Annotated in this window: 13 protein-coding genes; all 13 read left to right on the forward strand. The window is 70.5% G+C overall.

Annotation, left to right across the window (positions count from 1 at the left end):
- The first annotated feature begins 22 nt into the window (after positions 1-22).
- Complete coding sequence (locus B9Y95_RS00515; protein WP_085510228.1) at positions 23-1,072, forward strand: hypothetical protein; 1,050 nt, start codon at positions 23-25, stop codon at positions 1,070-1,072.
- Positions 1,069-1,557 (forward strand): DUF6121 family protein, encoded by a 489-nt coding sequence (locus tag B9Y95_RS00520; protein WP_085510229.1) that lies wholly within the window; start codon positions 1,069-1,071, stop codon positions 1,555-1,557. Before B9Y95_RS00515 ends, B9Y95_RS00520 begins: the two co-directional genes overlap by 4 nt.
- A gap of 128 nt (positions 1,558-1,685) precedes the next feature.
- Entirely contained in the window at positions 1,686-3,014 is a 1,329-nt protein-coding gene (locus B9Y95_RS21065; RefSeq protein ID WP_085510230.1) for an FHA domain-containing protein, read from the forward strand.
- 135 nt (positions 3,015-3,149) lie between these two features.
- Positions 3,150-3,425 (forward strand): hypothetical protein, encoded by a 276-nt coding sequence (locus tag B9Y95_RS00530; protein ID WP_085510231.1) that lies wholly within the window; start codon positions 3,150-3,152, stop codon positions 3,423-3,425.
- Positions 3,425-5,749 carry a hypothetical protein gene (locus B9Y95_RS00535; protein ID WP_085510232.1) on the forward strand — a complete coding sequence of 775 codons (2,325 nt, stop codon included), beginning with the start codon at positions 3,425-3,427 and terminating at the stop codon, positions 5,747-5,749. Before B9Y95_RS00530 ends, B9Y95_RS00535 begins: the two co-directional genes overlap by 1 nt.
- Positions 5,749-6,432: a hypothetical protein gene (locus tag B9Y95_RS00540; RefSeq protein ID WP_085510233.1), complete on the forward strand. Its 684-nt coding sequence runs from the start codon at positions 5,749-5,751 to the stop codon at positions 6,430-6,432. The genes B9Y95_RS00535 and B9Y95_RS00540 overlap by 1 nt, the downstream gene beginning before the upstream one ends.
- 65 nt (positions 6,433-6,497) lie before the next feature.
- On the forward strand, positions 6,498-11,018 hold the full coding sequence (locus B9Y95_RS00545) for an FtsK/SpoIIIE domain-containing protein (protein WP_085510234.1): 4,521 nt from the start codon (positions 6,498-6,500) through the stop codon (positions 11,016-11,018).
- Between the two features lie 124 nt (positions 11,019-11,142).
- Entirely contained in the window at positions 11,143-11,439 is a 297-nt protein-coding gene (locus tag B9Y95_RS00550; protein WP_056008215.1) for a WXG100 family type VII secretion target, read from the forward strand.
- A 74-nt stretch (positions 11,440-11,513) separates the two neighbouring features.
- Positions 11,514-12,056 carry a putative T7SS-secreted protein gene (locus B9Y95_RS00555; protein WP_327083078.1) on the forward strand — a complete coding sequence of 181 codons (543 nt, stop codon included), beginning with the start codon at positions 11,514-11,516 and terminating at the stop codon, positions 12,054-12,056.
- Positions 12,056-13,000, forward strand: a complete 945-nt coding sequence (locus tag B9Y95_RS00560) for a hypothetical protein (protein WP_085510236.1) — start codon at positions 12,056-12,058, stop codon at positions 12,998-13,000. The genes B9Y95_RS00555 and B9Y95_RS00560 overlap by 1 nt, the downstream gene beginning before the upstream one ends.
- Positions 12,997-14,655 (forward strand): hypothetical protein, encoded by a 1,659-nt coding sequence (locus B9Y95_RS00565; RefSeq protein WP_085510237.1) that lies wholly within the window; start codon positions 12,997-12,999, stop codon positions 14,653-14,655. Before B9Y95_RS00560 ends, B9Y95_RS00565 begins: the two co-directional genes overlap by 4 nt.
- Positions 14,656-14,820: 165 nt before the next feature.
- Positions 14,821-15,198 carry a hypothetical protein gene (locus tag B9Y95_RS00570; RefSeq protein WP_085510238.1) on the forward strand — a complete coding sequence of 126 codons (378 nt, stop codon included), beginning with the start codon at positions 14,821-14,823 and terminating at the stop codon, positions 15,196-15,198.
- Positions 15,195-16,016 (forward strand): PP2C family protein-serine/threonine phosphatase, encoded by an 822-nt coding sequence (locus tag B9Y95_RS00575; protein ID WP_085510239.1) that lies wholly within the window; start codon positions 15,195-15,197, stop codon positions 16,014-16,016. Before B9Y95_RS00570 ends, B9Y95_RS00575 begins: the two co-directional genes overlap by 4 nt.
- Positions 16,017-16,025 lie beyond the last annotated feature (9 nt).

Raw genomic sequence — 16,025 nt, forward strand, 5'->3', positions numbered from 1 at the left:
GCTTCCGCCGAAGGAGTACGCGATGAGCACCCAGAACCCCGAGCCCGGATCGCCGACCGACCCGAGCACTCCGGCGGCTGCCCAGACCGCGTCTGGCTCCGCGCGTCCCATGAACGCATCCGAGCGGCCCGCGGCCGAGCAGCCTGCGCCCGAGCGGCCCGCGGCCGAGCGGGACATCCTCTCCGAGGACACTGTGCAGCAGGACACCATCACCACGGCGGACGGCGTCGGGGCGGACCCGGTCGTCGACGACCGCCGGGTCGCCGACCGCGCCGACACGGCCTCGGACGCCGGGGTGCACGAGACGCGCCCCTACCAGCCACACACCCCGCAGCGTGCGTACTCGAACATCGATCTCGACGATGACGACACCGCTTCAACACCCACGTCGACCGCTTCGCAGGCCGACACCGGTGCGCACCCGTACCCGGCCGCCGCGTACGAGCCGGTCGCCCGCTCCGGCGCGACGGCCACCGCCACCGCCGCGGAGACCGAGCAGCAGCAGGCCTTCCCGCTGTACGTCCAGGCGCCGTCCGAGCCCGAGGTCCGCGGCAACCGCGGCTTCGGCATCCTCATCGGTCTCCTCGGCACCATCATCTTCGCCGGCCTCTACGCGGCAGCCGTCGCGGGCCTCCAGCTGGTGCTGGAAGGCGACGGCACGTTCGTCGAGAACCTCATCCAGATCGCCACCAGCTGGCCGTTCCTCATGGCCGCAGCAGGCTTCTTCCTGTCCTGGGTCGTCACGGCGACCATCGTGAACCGATCGGGCTGGGTGCACTGGGTGCTCGGCGGCTTCATCATCGGCCTCGTCGTGTTCCTCGCGTGGGTCGGCGGGTTCCTGATCCAGGAGCGCGCTTGGACGCTCAGCGTCGACGAGATCCTCGCCGAGGTCACCGGGGTCGCCTTCACCTTCGGGCCGGTCCTCGCCTTCGTCGTCGCCCGCGAGATCCCCGTCTGGTTCGGTGGCTGGATCGCCGCCCGCGGCCGCAAGGTGCGCGAGGCGAACCTCGAGGCCCGTGCCGAGTACGAGCGCGTCCTCGAAGCCGGACCGACGACCGCCCGCTTAGCATGACCGGTGACGCGGACGGAGCACGCGGTCCCTGGTGGATCGCCCCGTTCGCGGCGGTCACCTACGTGGCGCTCGTCGTCTGCGCCTTCGGGTTCATCAGCTTGCTGGCGGACCTGGACGTCGTGACCGACCCGGACGCCGGCCCCCTGACCGGTCCGCTCATGGTCGTGGTCGCCACGATCGTGGTCCTCTGGGCGATCATCCGTGAGACGCGCCGCACCCCGCTGCGCGTCTCGGTCGGCTCGGCGGTCCTCGCGGGCCTCCTCGCCTGGCTCGCGTACGGCGTGAGTGGCGGCGTGTTCGACGCGATCGCCAGCCGGGACGGAGCGGACGCCGCCGCCTTCGCCGTGACGACACTGACCGGGCCGTTCTCGGTCACCGTCGGTGTGCTGGCGCTCGTCATCGTCCTCGCGGCCGCCGCCGTCGCCACGTCGTCGACCGGGCGGCGTCCGACCCCGCGCTGGCCCTGGGAGCACGACGCGCGGTGAGCCGATGCGACGTCCACCCAGGTCCGCCTGCGAGGTGCACTGCCCGTCCCTCCCCACGAGGGCGACGGCGTAGGCGATAATCGATCCGTTGCCGTCGTCGGCCGACGGCGCTTGGGGAGGAACCACCGATGAGATCACCCGACCTGACCGACACCGGTCTGGATCTCGACCTCGCGGGCACCGCCGACGACGTCGTCACGCTCGTCCAACGTGCGGTCGCCGCCTCCGGTGAGGATGCGCAGCAGACCAGGCACTACGTCGCGATCGACGGTGGGACGAGCGCGGACATCCGCCTGCGGGTCGTCTCGGTCGACGATCCGGCTCCGCTGCTCGCATTCGCGATCACGACCGCCCCGTCCGCACGGGGAACGGCCGCGGCGACGTTCATCATGCAACACGGCGTGCAGAAGCGGCGGCGTCAGCGCTCCTTGCTCGGGCAGGAGCCGTTCCTGGCCTTCCTGCGCGCGCTCGTCGAGCTGGTGACCGAGTCCGACCCCGACGCCTCGGCCACCCTGCGGGTGCACGGTGCTCGGACCGTCCTCGCTCCGCGTCCGGCAGCGGCGCCGGGCAGCGCGGAACCGTCGCCTGCAGGTGCGCCCACCGACGTCCCCGTCGCGGACGGACCGGTGGCCCCGGGCTGGGCTCCGGCGACGTCCGATGCGCCGACACCGACACCGGCCCCAGACGTCTCGGCCCCGACGTCCGCCGAGCCGGTTCCGGTCTTCGAGGCTCCGGCTGCCCAGGTGCCGGCGCCCGAGCGTGCCGTTCCCGAGACTCCGGTCCCTGGGGCCCCGGCTCCCGCAGCTCCGGCTCCCGGACCGACGTGGGCTCCCGCGGGCTCCGCGCCTGAACCGACGCCGGTCGTCGTCGAGCCACCCGCTCCCGAGCCGCAGTTCCGCGAGCCGCCGGTCGCACCCGCTCAGACGCGCGCTCCGGCCGCATCGACGTCCTCGGTCCCGCCGGAGCTGCAGATCACCGTTCCACCGGGACTGTTCGCCGGTGCGCAGGTGTCCCAGTGGGCGCCGGAGCCGAACGTGTCGGGGCCGGTCCGGCCGGCAGCGGACACGGTGGTCCCGACCCCTGGAGCGGATCTCGGTGCCACCGTCGTCTCGGCGTCGCTGCGGGCGGGGGACTTCGCCCTGGAGCTCCCCGACGGCGAGCGCATCCCGCTCCGCGGGCCGCTCCTGCTCGGACGCAACCCCTCGGCACGGCCGGAACAGCCCGACGCCGAGTTGCGCTCGCTCGTCGACCCGCGCATGTCCGTCTCGAAGACGCACACGGTCGTCGTGCCCGGTCGGCGGTCGCTCCGCGTGACCGACCTGCACTCCACGAACGGCACGACGATCACGGACGCGTCCGGCGCGGTCACCGTCTGTCAGCCGGGCGAGGCCTACGTCGCGGAAGCCGGATCGACGATCGGGATCGGCGAGTTCCCGATCCGGGTCGTCGTCGGCTGACGGGGCTGCGCGGCATGGGGAGTGCTCCCCATCGTCGCGGTCCGGGCTCTCGGATACGCTGGTGGCCGGCGGGGCGAAACCCGCTGTCGGTGACTGTCAGACGGTCGCCGATTCAGTGACGACCCAAGGGGAACTATGGCCGGGGATCAGCTCTTCGTCGACGTCGAAGCCATTCGGACGATCGCATCCGGACTGGAGACGAGCGGATACAGCCTTCCGACCGAGGTGGCCGTCGACCTGAGCGGCAGCTCCAGCTCGAGCGTCTCCGGCGCCGCCGAGAGCTTCGCCATGTGGGCGACGGTGCAGACGATGCTTGCGTCGGGTCAGATCACGAACGCTGCGCAGATCGCCAGGGACGCCGCTGCCACGTGGCAGGAGACCGAGGCATTGCTCGATGAAGGGGCCAACTGATGGGTAACTGGACGAGGGAAGACCCGGGACTGTTCGACGCCGGATCGCTCGGAACGGCCGCGACCGGCCTGCAGACGGTGGAGACGACGCTCGGCGAGGCTCGCACGGTCACGACCAATTCGCAGGCGGGCATGACCGCGGAGGTCTGGAGCGGAGACGCACCGGTCACCTGGACGGCCTCGCTCGACACTCCGGTCGCCACGATCGACGCGGTCACCACCGCCCTGAGCGCAGCTCGGACGGCCATCGGCGCGTACTCCGAGACCGTGTCCGGAATCGCCACACGCGCGACGTCGGTGAAGCAGACCATGTTCGAGTCGAACCAGGTCATCAACCGCCAATACGCGGACCCCGCAGGTGGCCCGACTCCGGAGCAGGCGCAGCACCGACAGCTGCAGGAGCAGGCGGCGATGGGAGACCTCACGCTGGCCCGCAATGCGCTCGAAGGGTTGGCCGACGAGCGCACCCTGGCCGACAGCACCCTGGTCCTCGCGTTGACCCCTCCGAACGCGACCGCGTGGGAGGCGCAGCGCCAGGCGCTCGCCGCCATCGGCATCACCGACTCCGGCTCGCTGACGCCGACGGCCGTCGCGCAGGCCATGGCGGAGCTCGGGAACCAGATCGCCTCCGGCGACTACTCCGAGGCCGACGTCTCGAACCTGCAGACGCTCTACGACCTGTACGGCAAGAACCCGCAGGTCATGGCCCAGATGAACCTCGCCATGGGCGGCGAGAACGTCGTCAGCCTCATCGACGAGCTCGGCCGTGGCGTGGTGGACGGAAGCATCCCTGCCGCCGCGGCACTCGCATTGGCGCAGAGCGTGCGTGGCGGCCTGTCGGTCGGCTCGGAGCGATGGTCCCCGCTGACGGGGCAGAGCTTCGCCGAAGAGATGATGGCGAATGCCAGCACGACGGTCGGCGGCGACCCCGCGGCGATCGGCTTCCTGTTCGGTGATCCGGCGAACGCCCCGATCGGCGTCACCACCACGCTCGCGCTCGCCGACATGATCGACCAGGAGGAGCGCGGGAACTACCACATCTGGCAGGACGGCTCCCCGCTCCCGGGAGGCACGACGCTGGCGCTGCTCGAGGAGGAGCAGACCGGTGTCCCCGGGCTTCGTGTCATCGACTTGGCCGGTCGTGTACTCGAGACCCTCGGACAGTACCCGGACGAGGCGCTCGACTGGTTGACCGACGCTTCCGGAGACGACGTCACCGGCGAGGGCTCTCTCGGACAGAACCGGGTCGAATACTGGTACGGAGACCGGGACTGGTCGCAGTACGACGAGTTCGCCGGACCAGCGGGCCTGTGGGCGGGGACGCAGTACGCCACGGGCGGCCCGGGCGCGACGACGGGTCAGCCGGTCGACACCACCGGCCCCGCATGGGTCGATGCCGCGACCCTTTCGACGAAGATCATGGAAGAGCTCGCCGGCAACGAGTCCTTCGAGGGGGAGAACGTCAGCAGCTACGCTTCGGTCGAGATCGTCCGGGCGCTCGCTCCGCAGATGCCCGGCCTCGTCGAGGCACCGCTCTATTCGGAGACCAGCCAAGACGGTCCGACGCAGACCGTGAGCTTCTTCGGCATCAGCGACCAGGAGGGTGTCTACGCGAACGTGTCGCAGGACGTCCTGGCCAAGGTCCTGGGAGCCGCCGCCTCAGATCCCTATGGCCATTCGGCCCTGGAATCCGTCGTATCGCAGTATCAGGATGCCCTGGTCGGCGCGGCGGCGAATGTCGAGGACACCTCGGTCCACGGTCTGGCTGAGCGGATCGCCGTTCTCCAGGGTATGGTCGACGGCGCGGGTTCCGGCGAACAACTGGGCGAAGCGGGACGCGAGGATCAGGCGATCATGGATGCGATCGACAGTCTCGAGACGGCCGTCGGGCTCATCCCGATCCCCGGCCTCGGAGGGGTGGTCGGGGGCGCCGCCGGCGCGGTGATCGATGCCGGGCAGAGCTACGCGCTCGGCGAGCTGATCGGATGGGGTGGCGACACGCTCGACGGCGGGTTCGCGACGAACCACGCGGCGCTGCTGGAAGACCTCGAGGGCCAGCAGGACGCGAGCCTGGACGCAGTCCGCCTGCAGACGGCTCAACTCGTCTGGGAGCTCGAGCACGACACCCCGGGCGGTCCGCTGGCAGCAGTGCCGGATCCGAGCGGGCTGAACGCCACCGACCTGCAGACCTGGTTCGACGACTGGAACGACGAACTGCTCGACGCCCTCGACGAGGATCGCGGTGGATCCACCTTCGACTCGTTGGCGAGAGCGTATCGCGACGGCTCGGCCAACGCCCAGAGCGACAACGATTCGGAGCACTGATGACCGCACGAGCTCATGGTCGCGCCCGGATCGGACGTCTCGCGATCATCGTTCCCGTCGTCGTGTCCGTTGTGGCGCTCGCCGGTTGCACGCCGAATCCGGCTCCAGCAGAACAGCCGTACCCGGAGGTCTCCTGGCCGGATGGCGAGCCGTCAGGGCCGTATGAAGCGGACGCGGCGGTCAAGGCCACCCGGGACGCCCTTGTCGCCATGGCCGTCGCCGCGAACCGCAACGACTTCCGTCTGCCCGAACTCGTCGACACCGTCGGTTACGAGGTGCGGACCGAGCTGTGGAGCGCTGCAGAGCAGCGCCTGCAGGACGGCGAGGCGACCGAGTTGTCTCCCGGCCCGCTGCCGTTCGAGGTGACGTCCGTGACCGCTGACGGCGACGGATCGAGGGTACGTGGGTGCGCTTTCGACGACTGGACCTCGGCCGACGGAGCGCATCCTTCGACGACGCCGGTGACGGGATCCATGAGCGGCAGGGAGTTCCGGGTGGTCGACGTCGACGGGCGGTTGAAGGTCGATGCGGTCATCGTCGCGCCGCAGGACGACTGCTCGTCGGCCTCGCCCGCTCGAGGCTTCTTCAGTCCTGAGCCGGTCGTTTCGGCTGTCACGGATCCTGCCGACCTGCAGAAGCCGTTGACCGATGAGCAGAGTACGGCCGCACCCTCCGCTGGATAGTCGACAGCCGTCGCTAGGCTGATCGAGGTCGCGTCGAGCGGCCCGCACTTCCAAGGGGATCCTGCATGCGCATCAAGCTGACGTTGACCAGGCCGTCGGGGTCGTCCGCCGACATCGTCGTGACGACGGACGCGGCGGCGAGCATCGCCGAGGTCGCGTCGACGATCGCGCGCGTCGACCCGCAGGGGCCCGATTCCGCGAACGCCGACTTCACGCTGCACGCTCGCCTGCCGGGCTCGACCGAGACCCTCCCGCTCCCGCCGGAGGCCCCCATCGGCGAGGCGTGGGTCGGTTCGGGAGCCGTCATCGAGCTCGCCGACGCGGGCGTCTACTACTCCGCGGCGCGCACCGGCCAGGCACCTGCCGTCGCCGTCGTGCGGGTCCTCTCCGGCGACGACGCCGGACGCGAGTTCACCCTTCCCGCAGGAAGCTGGACCATCGGTCGCGAGGCGAGCTGCGACATCGTCCTCGACGACCCGCTCGTCTCGAAGCGGCACGCACGCCTCGAGGTCGGTGGCGAGATCGAACTCGTCGACCTCGGCGCGGCCAACGGCATCGTCGTCGACGGCGGCATCGTGCCGCGACTCAAGGTCGTCGAACCGGAGCGGGTCCTCATCGGTGACACCGAGGTCGAGATCGGCTTCGCCGGGACCGTCGGCCGCGCGGGCGTCGTCCCGAAGGCCGGCCCGGTGTACTTCAACCGCTCGCCGCGTGTCGAGCAGCGCTACGCGGGGGAGACCTTCCCCGCCCCCGAGCCGCCGACGGAGCGTGAGAACCAGCCCTTCCCGCTCCTCGGCATGCTCACGCCGATGCTCCTCGGCGGGGCGATGTACTTCTTCACTCGGAATCCGCTGTCGCTGATCTTCATCGCCATGACGCCGCTCATGCTCATCGGCAACTACTTCACCGGTCGCGGGCGCAACAAGCGCAAGCTCAAGCAGCAGATCAAGATCTTCGACGAGCGGCTCGAGTCCCTCGGGAAGCAGCTCGCGGCCGAGCGGGAGATCGAGCACGACGTCCGCATGCGCGAGGCACCGTCCACCTCGGAGGCGCTCAAGCACGCGCTCACGAGAGGTCCGCTGCTGTGGACGAGGCGACCCGAACACTGGTCCTTCCTGAACCTCCGACTCGGGGTCGGCACGATGCCGTCGCGGAACGAGGTCTCGGCGAAGGCGCGCGACAGCTTCCTGCCGGAGTTCCAGGAGCGGCTCGAGAAGCTGAAAGACCAGTACGCGACGGTCGCCGACGTCCCCATCATCGACAACCTCTACGACGCCGGCGCGCTCGGCATCGCCGGTTCGCCGCAGACCGCCGGGGGCGCGGTGAACGGCATCCTCGTCCAGCTCACCGCCCTCCACTCGCCGGCCGAGGTCGTCGTCTCGGCGATCGTCTCGCCCGCGTGGTCGAACGCTCTCTCGTGGGTCAAGTGGCTCCCGCACGCGTCCTCCCCGAACAGTCCGCTCGACGTCGGCCACCTCGCCGACAGCGTGTCGAGCGGCAACCTGCTGCTTGCCGCGATCGAGGAACTCGTCCAGACCCGCCTGAAAGCGGCGCGGGCCGGCGATGCCCGACGCGGCGCCATCTCCGAGAAGCAGGCGGCGCAGGAGCGCGGCGCCGACATCGGGACGAAGAGCTCCAACGACACCGGCACGAAGTCTCCGATCCCCGCGATCGTCCTGCTCATCTCCGACGACGTCGGCGTCGACCGTGCACGCCTCGTCCAGCTCGCCGAGATCGCGGCGGACGCGGGGGTCTTCCCGATCTGGATCGCCGACGACGTCGTCTCCCTCCCCGCCGCCTGCCGCACCTTCCTGCAGGTGCCGGAGGCCGGGGCGGGCGTCGACGCACCGGCGACGGTCGGCATGGTCCGCCTCGGTTACTCCGTCGACGACGCCCGCCCGGAGTTCGTCGACCCGGTGACGGCCCTCGACTACGCGCGACGCATGGCGTCCGTGATCGACGCCGGTGCCCTCGTCGAGGACTCGAGCGACCTCCCGCGCTCGGTGTCCATGGTGACGCTGCTCGGCCCGGAGCTCACGACCTCGAGCGACGCGGTGGTCGACCGGTGGCGGCAGAACTCCTCGATCCACGACCGCACGCCAGGGCTCCCGCCGAAGCCCCGCCGGGCGGGCCAGCTGCGCGCGACCGTCGGGTCGGGTGGTGTCGACGCCATGCACCTCGATCTCCGCGCCCAGGGTCCGCACGCCCTCGTCGGCGGGACGACGGGTGCCGGTAAGAGCGAGTTCCTGCAGGCCTGGGTGCTCGGCATGGCGGCGGAGTACAGCCCCGACCGCGTCTCGTTCCTCTTCGTCGACTACAAGGGTGGCTCGGCCTTCGCGGACTGCGTGACGCTCCCGCACTGCGTCGGACTCGTCACCGACCTCAGCCCGCACCTCGTCCGCCGGGCGCTCACGAGCCTCCGGGCCGAGCTGCACTTCCGCGAGCACCTGCTCAACCGGAAGAAGGCCAAAGACCTCCTCGAGCTCGAGAAGCGCGGCGACCCCGACTCGCCGCCCGCCCTCGTCCTCGTCATCGACGAGTTCGCGGCGCTCGTCGGCGAGGTCCCGGAGTTCGTCGACGGCGTCGTCGACATCGCCCAGCGCGGTCGTTCCCTCGGGATCCACCTCATCATGGCGACCCAACGACCCGCCGGCGTCATCAAGGACAACCTGCGTGCCAACACCAACCTCCGCGTCGCGCTGCGTATGGCAGACGAGTCCGACAGCCAGGACGTGGTCGGCGTGAAGGATGCGGCGCACTTCGACCCGGGTGTGCCCGGGCGCGGCATCGCGAAGACCGGCCCGGGCCGCCTGAGCATCTTCCAGTCCGGCTATGCGGGCGGCTGGACGAGCGACGAGCCCAAGCGCTCGGACATCGAGGTCCGCGAGTTGCGGTTCGGCGGTGAGACGCGCTGGGAGGAGCCCCGCGCGGCCGACGCCGAGGAGGAGCGCGACCTCGGCCCCACCGACCAGCAGCGGCTCGTCGCGAGCATCATCGCCGCAGCCGACCGCGCATCCATCCCGGCGCCGCGACGGCCCTGGCTCGACGAGCTCGCACCGGTCTACGACCTCAGCAAGCTCCGTCAGCGGTCCGACGCCGAGCTGCTCATCGGCGTCGCCGACCTCCCGGACTCGCAGGAGCAGCGCCCGGTCTACTTCCGGCCGGACGTCGACGGCCACATCGCCGTGTTCGGCACCGGCGGCTCGGGCAAGAGCACCGTCCTCCGGACCCTCGCCACGGCGGCGGGCATCACGCCGCGCGGCGGTCCGGTCGAGGTGTACGGCCTCGACTTCGGCGCGGGCAGCCTCCGCATGCTGGAGGCCTTGCCCCACGTCGGCTCGATCATCCCCGGCGACGACCAGGAGCGGGTCATCCGACTGCTCCGCCGGATCAAGGAGATCATCGACGAGCGCAGCGTCCGGTACGCCGAGGCGAACGCGTCCTCCATCACCGACTACCGCCGCGTCTCGGGTCGCAACGACGAGCGCCGCATCCTGTTGCTCGTCGACGGCTTCCAGTCCTTCCGGCAGGAGTACGAGACGACGCTCGGCCTGTCCTCCTGGTACACGCTGTTCCAGCAGCTCATCACCGACGGCCGGCAGCTCGGCGTGAACATCGCGTTCTCGGCCGACCGCCCGGGCTCCGTCCCGACGAACATCAGTTCCGGTGTGCAGCGGCGCGTGGTGCTGCGCCTCGCGGACGAGACCGGCTACCAGCTCCTCGGCGTGCCGAAGGACATCCTCGGCCCCGAGTCGCCCGCCGGCCGGGCGATCGTCGACGGCCTCGAGGTCCAGGTCGCGATCCTCGGTGGTTCGCCGGTGCTCTCGGACCAGTCGGTCGCGACGGTCCGGCTCGCGGAGGCGATGTCGCGCGCGGGAGCCACGATCACGGCCCCGCCGATCGGCGCGCTGCCGAAGGAGATCGAGGCCCGCGAGCTGCCCGAGCGCGTCGGCGACCGCCCTGTGCTCGGCATCGGCGACGCCGACCTCGCACCGATCGGGTTCGATCCCAGTGGCGCGTTCCTCGTCGGAGGCCCGCCCGGCAGCGGTCGGACGAACGCCGTCGCGTCCCTCGTCGGCGCCATGCGTCGCTTCGATCCGGCGACACGCTTCGTCTACTTCGGCTCCAAGCGCTCGGAGCTGCTGCGGGAGCTGCGCTTCGACGAGTCTGCCGTCACCCCCGAGACGATCGCCGAGCAGGCGAAGGCGCTGTCCGCGGCGATCGCGGCGGAGACGGTCACCGGCCGGACGGTCGTCGTCATCGAGACGCTGTCGGACTACCTCAACGGCATCGCCGACCCGCCGCTGGTGGAGCTCATCAAGGCCATCAAGCGCAGCGACCATCTCGTGATCGCCGAGAACGAGGTGTCGGGCTGGTCGTCGTCCTGGCCGCTCATGGGCGAGATCAAGAGCGCCAGGCGGGGCATCCTGTTGCAGCCGGAGCAGATGGAGGGCGACCTCGTCCTCCGGACGACCTTCCCCAGGCTCGCGCGCAAGGACTTCCCGCAGGGGCGCGGGATCTACGCGAACCGCGGTGCGCTGTCGCGCGTGCAGCTGCCGATCGCGCCCGAGTCCCCCGTCGCCTGAGTGGTGACGTCCCTGAGCGGGGACCACCACATGGGGAGTGCTCCCCATGTGCTCCCGCGAGGCGTTGTGGTTACATGATGAAGGCACCGACGGTGCCGGTGACCACAACGAAGGAGCAAGACTCATGGCCAACATCAACGTCAACTACAGCGAGATCAAGCAGGCCGCCGTCAACCTGACGACGGGTAAGGGCGAGGTCGAGACCACGCTCAACCGCCTCCAGACCCTCATCAACAACCTCGTTTCCTCCGGGTTCCAGACCGACACCGCGTCCGGCACGTTCAACGAGACCTACACGGCCTTCACGCAGAGCGCGACGGTCACGATCCAGCACCTCGACAAGCTGTCGGGCTACCTCAACAACGCCGTGACCACGCTCGAGCAGACCGACGCAGCGCTCGCTGCCGGCGCCGGCCAGTAGTCACCACCGTCGGCTTCGCTCTGCGCGCCCTCCCGACCACGTGTCGGTGAGGGCGCGCGGGTTTTCCGGCGAAGGTGACCCACGGCGACAGCGACGCAGCACCACCCGACGAGGAGCGAGCAGTGTACGGCGACACCCGACAGATCCGCCTCCGCGCGACGGAGCTACGAACCCTCGCGACCGAGGTCCGTAGCCGCGCCGGAGACCTCCGCTCGGCGGCCGAGCTCGCGTGGACCTCAACCGCGGCGGAGACCTTCGTCGAGCAGCTCGGCACCCGGGCGGTCTCGCTCGAGAACTCGGCGACGCAGCTCGACGACGCGGCCGACAACCTCGACGCGCACGCGACCGCCGTCGAACACGTCAAGCAGCTCATCGAGGACGCCGCGCGCTGGGTGGGGGACCGCTGGAACGACGCGGTGAACCTCGTCTCCGGCGCGGTCGAGACCGTCAAGGACGGCGCCGCGAAGGTGTTCGAGTTCTTCGGCCAGGAGGTCCCGGACTTCCTCGTGCACCAGGCCAAGGACATCGTCGCCTCCACGCCATCGCTTCCGACACCCGGTGACCGCAGCTGGCTGGACCTGGCAGACCTGTACCGCAGCCGAGGATGGACCCACTGATGCCCATGACCCGTACCCGCCCGGCTCCGGCCGCCGCAGCCTTCCTGCTGACCGCGGACGAACTCCACGTCCTGGAGCACCGCACCCCGCACATCGTGCTGCCACCCGCCTTCCACACCGAATGGGGTTCGGACGTGTCGCCCGCCGAATCCCGAGAGCGCGAGCAGCGAGCCGTCGCGCGGCTCCGGGAGCGGCGACTCCTCGCCCGCGGGGACGACAGCCTCCCGGACGACCTCACCGCTGACGTCGATCCCGATTTCGCCGCATTCCTGTCGATGCCACAGTTCGCGACGGCGGCCGTCGACGCCTCCTGCTGGTCCCTCGATCGCACGGCGATCCAGTCCGTCTCCGTGATCGGCGCGCACGCCCTGGCGCTGTTGCGGACGCAGCGGGTCGACCACTCGGACGCGTCCGTCGCCGAGCACGGCACGGCCGCGCGCGACGAGGACGCGGTCGAGATCCGCGCCTTCGACACCGCCGGCCTGGCGCAGCAACTCCTACGACCCCTCTCCGCGCTCCACGACGTCCCCGACACGCGGGGTCGTTCTACCGACGTGGTCGTCCTTCCGCTCGCGGACGCCGAGGCGCTCGTCCTCGCGCTCCGCCAGGACCGACCGGACGTCGTCGGCGCGGTCGTCGAACAGCTCCACAGCCCACAGGCCGCAGTGCTCCTCGGCGGCGTCGCCCAGCGGATCGACGGCGGCTTCCGGCTCGACGCACTCTCACGGAGCAGGGAGCCCGTGCGACGTTGGACGGACACCTGGCTCCGTGGTGCCGACGGCTGGGTCGCGGTGTCGGTCGACACCCCGGACCTCGAAGCGGCGGGTATGGACCCGTCCACCGTCGCCGAGGGGACCCGGGTCTCGCTCCGGGCCGTCCGTCGCGCGGACATCGTCGCCGAGGTGTTGGCGATCGCCGCGACGATCCAGGGAGCACGAGCGTGAGCGGGATCACGGTCTCCGGCGGTGCTGGCGGCGTCGGCGCGAAGCTCGACGACATGCGGCTGCAGGCGCAACAGCTGTCCACGCTGTCGACCGAGTTGATCGGACGCTCGGGCTCGGCCGCTGCGAAGGCGGTCGACGGCGACCTGCTCGAATCCATGATCCTGTCGCCGGTGACGGGGGCGGCCGCGGAAGGCGCCATCGTCCTCGCCTCCGGTTCCCTCCTCCTCGTCGCGACCGAGACCGGCGTCTCCGCCGTCTTCCTCGAGGGCGCCGTCGTCGCGTACGAGACCGCCGACCAGCTGATCGCCGCCGCGACCGTCGCCCTCCACAACGGGGTCGCCTTCGTCATCGGCGTCCTCGCGGTGCCGGTCGGCCTCGTCGCAGCGGCGGGCGTCGCCGTGGTGGGAGGGGCGTGGATGCTCACCGTGGCTGGCGTCAACATCGTGGTCGAGGGTGTCGACTCGCTGGTCGAGGGCACCCAGCAGACGCTGGACCAGATCGGCGACAACCCGTGGCTGCTGCTTTCGCCGGCCGGCGTCGCGGGGCTGTTCGCGACGAACTCGGTCTCCGCCTACTCGCCGCAAGAGGTCGTGGACCGGACGGCGGCGACCTACGCCGACGCACTGTCGAGGCTGCAGGAACTCGCGCCGGTCGCGGCTCAGGCCGCCAACGAATGGTTGGGCGACAACGCGTGGATCGAGGACATCCTCACGGATGGCGCCCCAGGCCTGCTGGCCGGCCTCACCTTCCTCCCCGGGCTGTTGCCCGGCTTCAACGGACTCATGTCGGTCGTCACCGGCCAGGGCTGGCCGCCGCTCACCTATGAGCAGGCGATCGACGCCATCGCCACCGGTGGCGGCCGGTTCGGCCTCTTCGAGGACGGCACCGCCGCTCTCGAGCTCGGTGCGGACGGGAAGCCGAAGCCTCATGCCGTCCCGGACACGGATGTGCGGGGGCTCGGCGATCTCATGAACGGTTCGAGCGAAATCGATCGGATCGGCGGCGACGACTTCAGCGACATCCGGATCGTGGAGAGCGCTGGCCCGCCGAAGTCGTACATCGTGCAGATCCCCAGTACCCAGGTGTGGAATCCCGACGCGGGGCCCGCCGCGAACGACTCCACCTCCGACGTCGTCGCCATGCAGGGGGAGCAGACCGCCTTGGCCTCCGCGGTGCTCGACGCCATGCGCGCCGCCGGCATCTCATCGACCGATCCGGTCATGCTGGAAGGGTTCAGTCTGGGCGGGATCACGGCCGGGCTGATCGCCTCGGACCCGTCGGTACCCTTCAACATCACCCATGTCGCCACCGCCGGCTCGCCGGTCGCGCGATACGACATCCCCGATGACGTCCAGGTGCTGTCACTCGAGTTCGAAGAGGACCCCGTGGCACGGTTGGACGGACGGGAGAATCCGGACAGGGCCAATTGGACGACGGTGCAGGGCGACGCACCACGGCTGATCGACCCGGCGACGCAGGAGCTCGAGGAGGACGGTCCGGGAATCGCGTTCTCGCACAATTCGCATCGGTACGAGGAGTTCGCCGATCATGTCGCGAGCGCTGGCGACCCGAGTGTCGACGCCTTCGTCGATTCAGCGGACCCGTTCTTCAGCGGCGATCAGACCGTCGTCGACTACCGGGGGACTCGCCAGTGAGACGCAGGACGATGGCGTCGCTCATCGCATCGGTGCTCCTGAGCGGACTCCTCGCCGGGTGCACGTTCATCCCGAGCGCTCAGCGCCCACCGGCCGGCGATCCGTCCCCGTCCGGTCCGGTCCGGTCCGTAGACGAGTCGGTGGAGGCGATCCAAGCCATCGACGGTGTGGCTGCTCGCATCGCGCGAGCGAACGACGGATCCAGGGGGGTACCTCTCGGTCAACGTGGAACTCGACGAGGCGTTCACCGCGGAGATCGCGGCGGGAGACGGCGAGACACGAGACGCGGCCCTCCTCGACTTCGTTCTCGGACAGGTCTGGTCTCAGGGTGAGGAGTCTCCGGAACGCTACGTGACGTTGGGCGTCACCGGTGCGGGTCGTGACCAGGCCGCCGTCACAGCGGCTCTCGCACAGATCGGTGTCTCGGCCATCCCGTACTCGGGACAGTCGGTCTCGCTGAAGCTCGCCGACCTCGAGTCGCGCTACGGTAGCTGGCCGGGAGCAGTCCCCGAACTGCCCGCGACGTTCGGAGGCACGGGATGACGACGATCGAGACCGCGCGGTCGACGCACATCCTGCGCAGCGAGGGCCGGACCGACACCGGGCTGGTCCGACGCCTGAACGAGGACGCGTTCTACGCCGGCGCGCCCGCCTTCGTGGTCGCGGACGGCATGGGCGGGCATGAACGCGGCGAGGTCGCGAGCCGTGAGGTCGCGGCGGCGCTCGAACGCGGCATCCCGATCGGCATGCCGACGACGACCGAGGCGGTCGTGACCACGATCGTCGCCGCCAACGCGGTCATCCGCAGCATCCCCACACCGAACGGGGTCATCGGCACGACCGTCGCGGGCCTCGCGCTCGTGGCGCTGTCGCCGCAGACCGACCTCCACTGGATGGTGTTCAACGTGGGGGACTCCCGCGTCTACACCTGGGCCGACGGCGCACTCCGTCGGATCACCGTCGACCACTCGGCCGTCCAGGAACTCGTCGACGCCGGTTCCATCACGGAGGCGGAGGCGCGCGAACACCCCGACCGCAACATCGTGACGAAGGCGATCGGCGTCGAGGCCGGCATCGACCCGGACGTCTGGCTCCTCCCCGTCGCCGGGCGGCAGCGCTTCCTGCTGTGTTCGGACGGGCTCACCGGCGAGCTGTCCGACGAGCGGATCGCCGAAGTCCTGTCGCAGGGCTTCGAAGGAGCCGCAGACCGCCTCGTGGAGCTCGCGCTGGCCGCCGGTGGACGGGACAACGTGACCGCGCTCGTCGTCGACGTCGTGTCGACCTCGCTGATGTCCAGCGGCCCCGGCTACGATGACGCGGGTGGTCTCGGGTATCTTGAAGAGACGATGCCGCGAGGCTAGAGGAGTGGC

The organism is Plantibacter flavus (assembly GCF_900177615.1).
GTDB classification, from domain to species: domain Bacteria; phylum Actinomycetota; class Actinomycetes; order Actinomycetales; family Microbacteriaceae; genus Plantibacter; species Plantibacter flavus.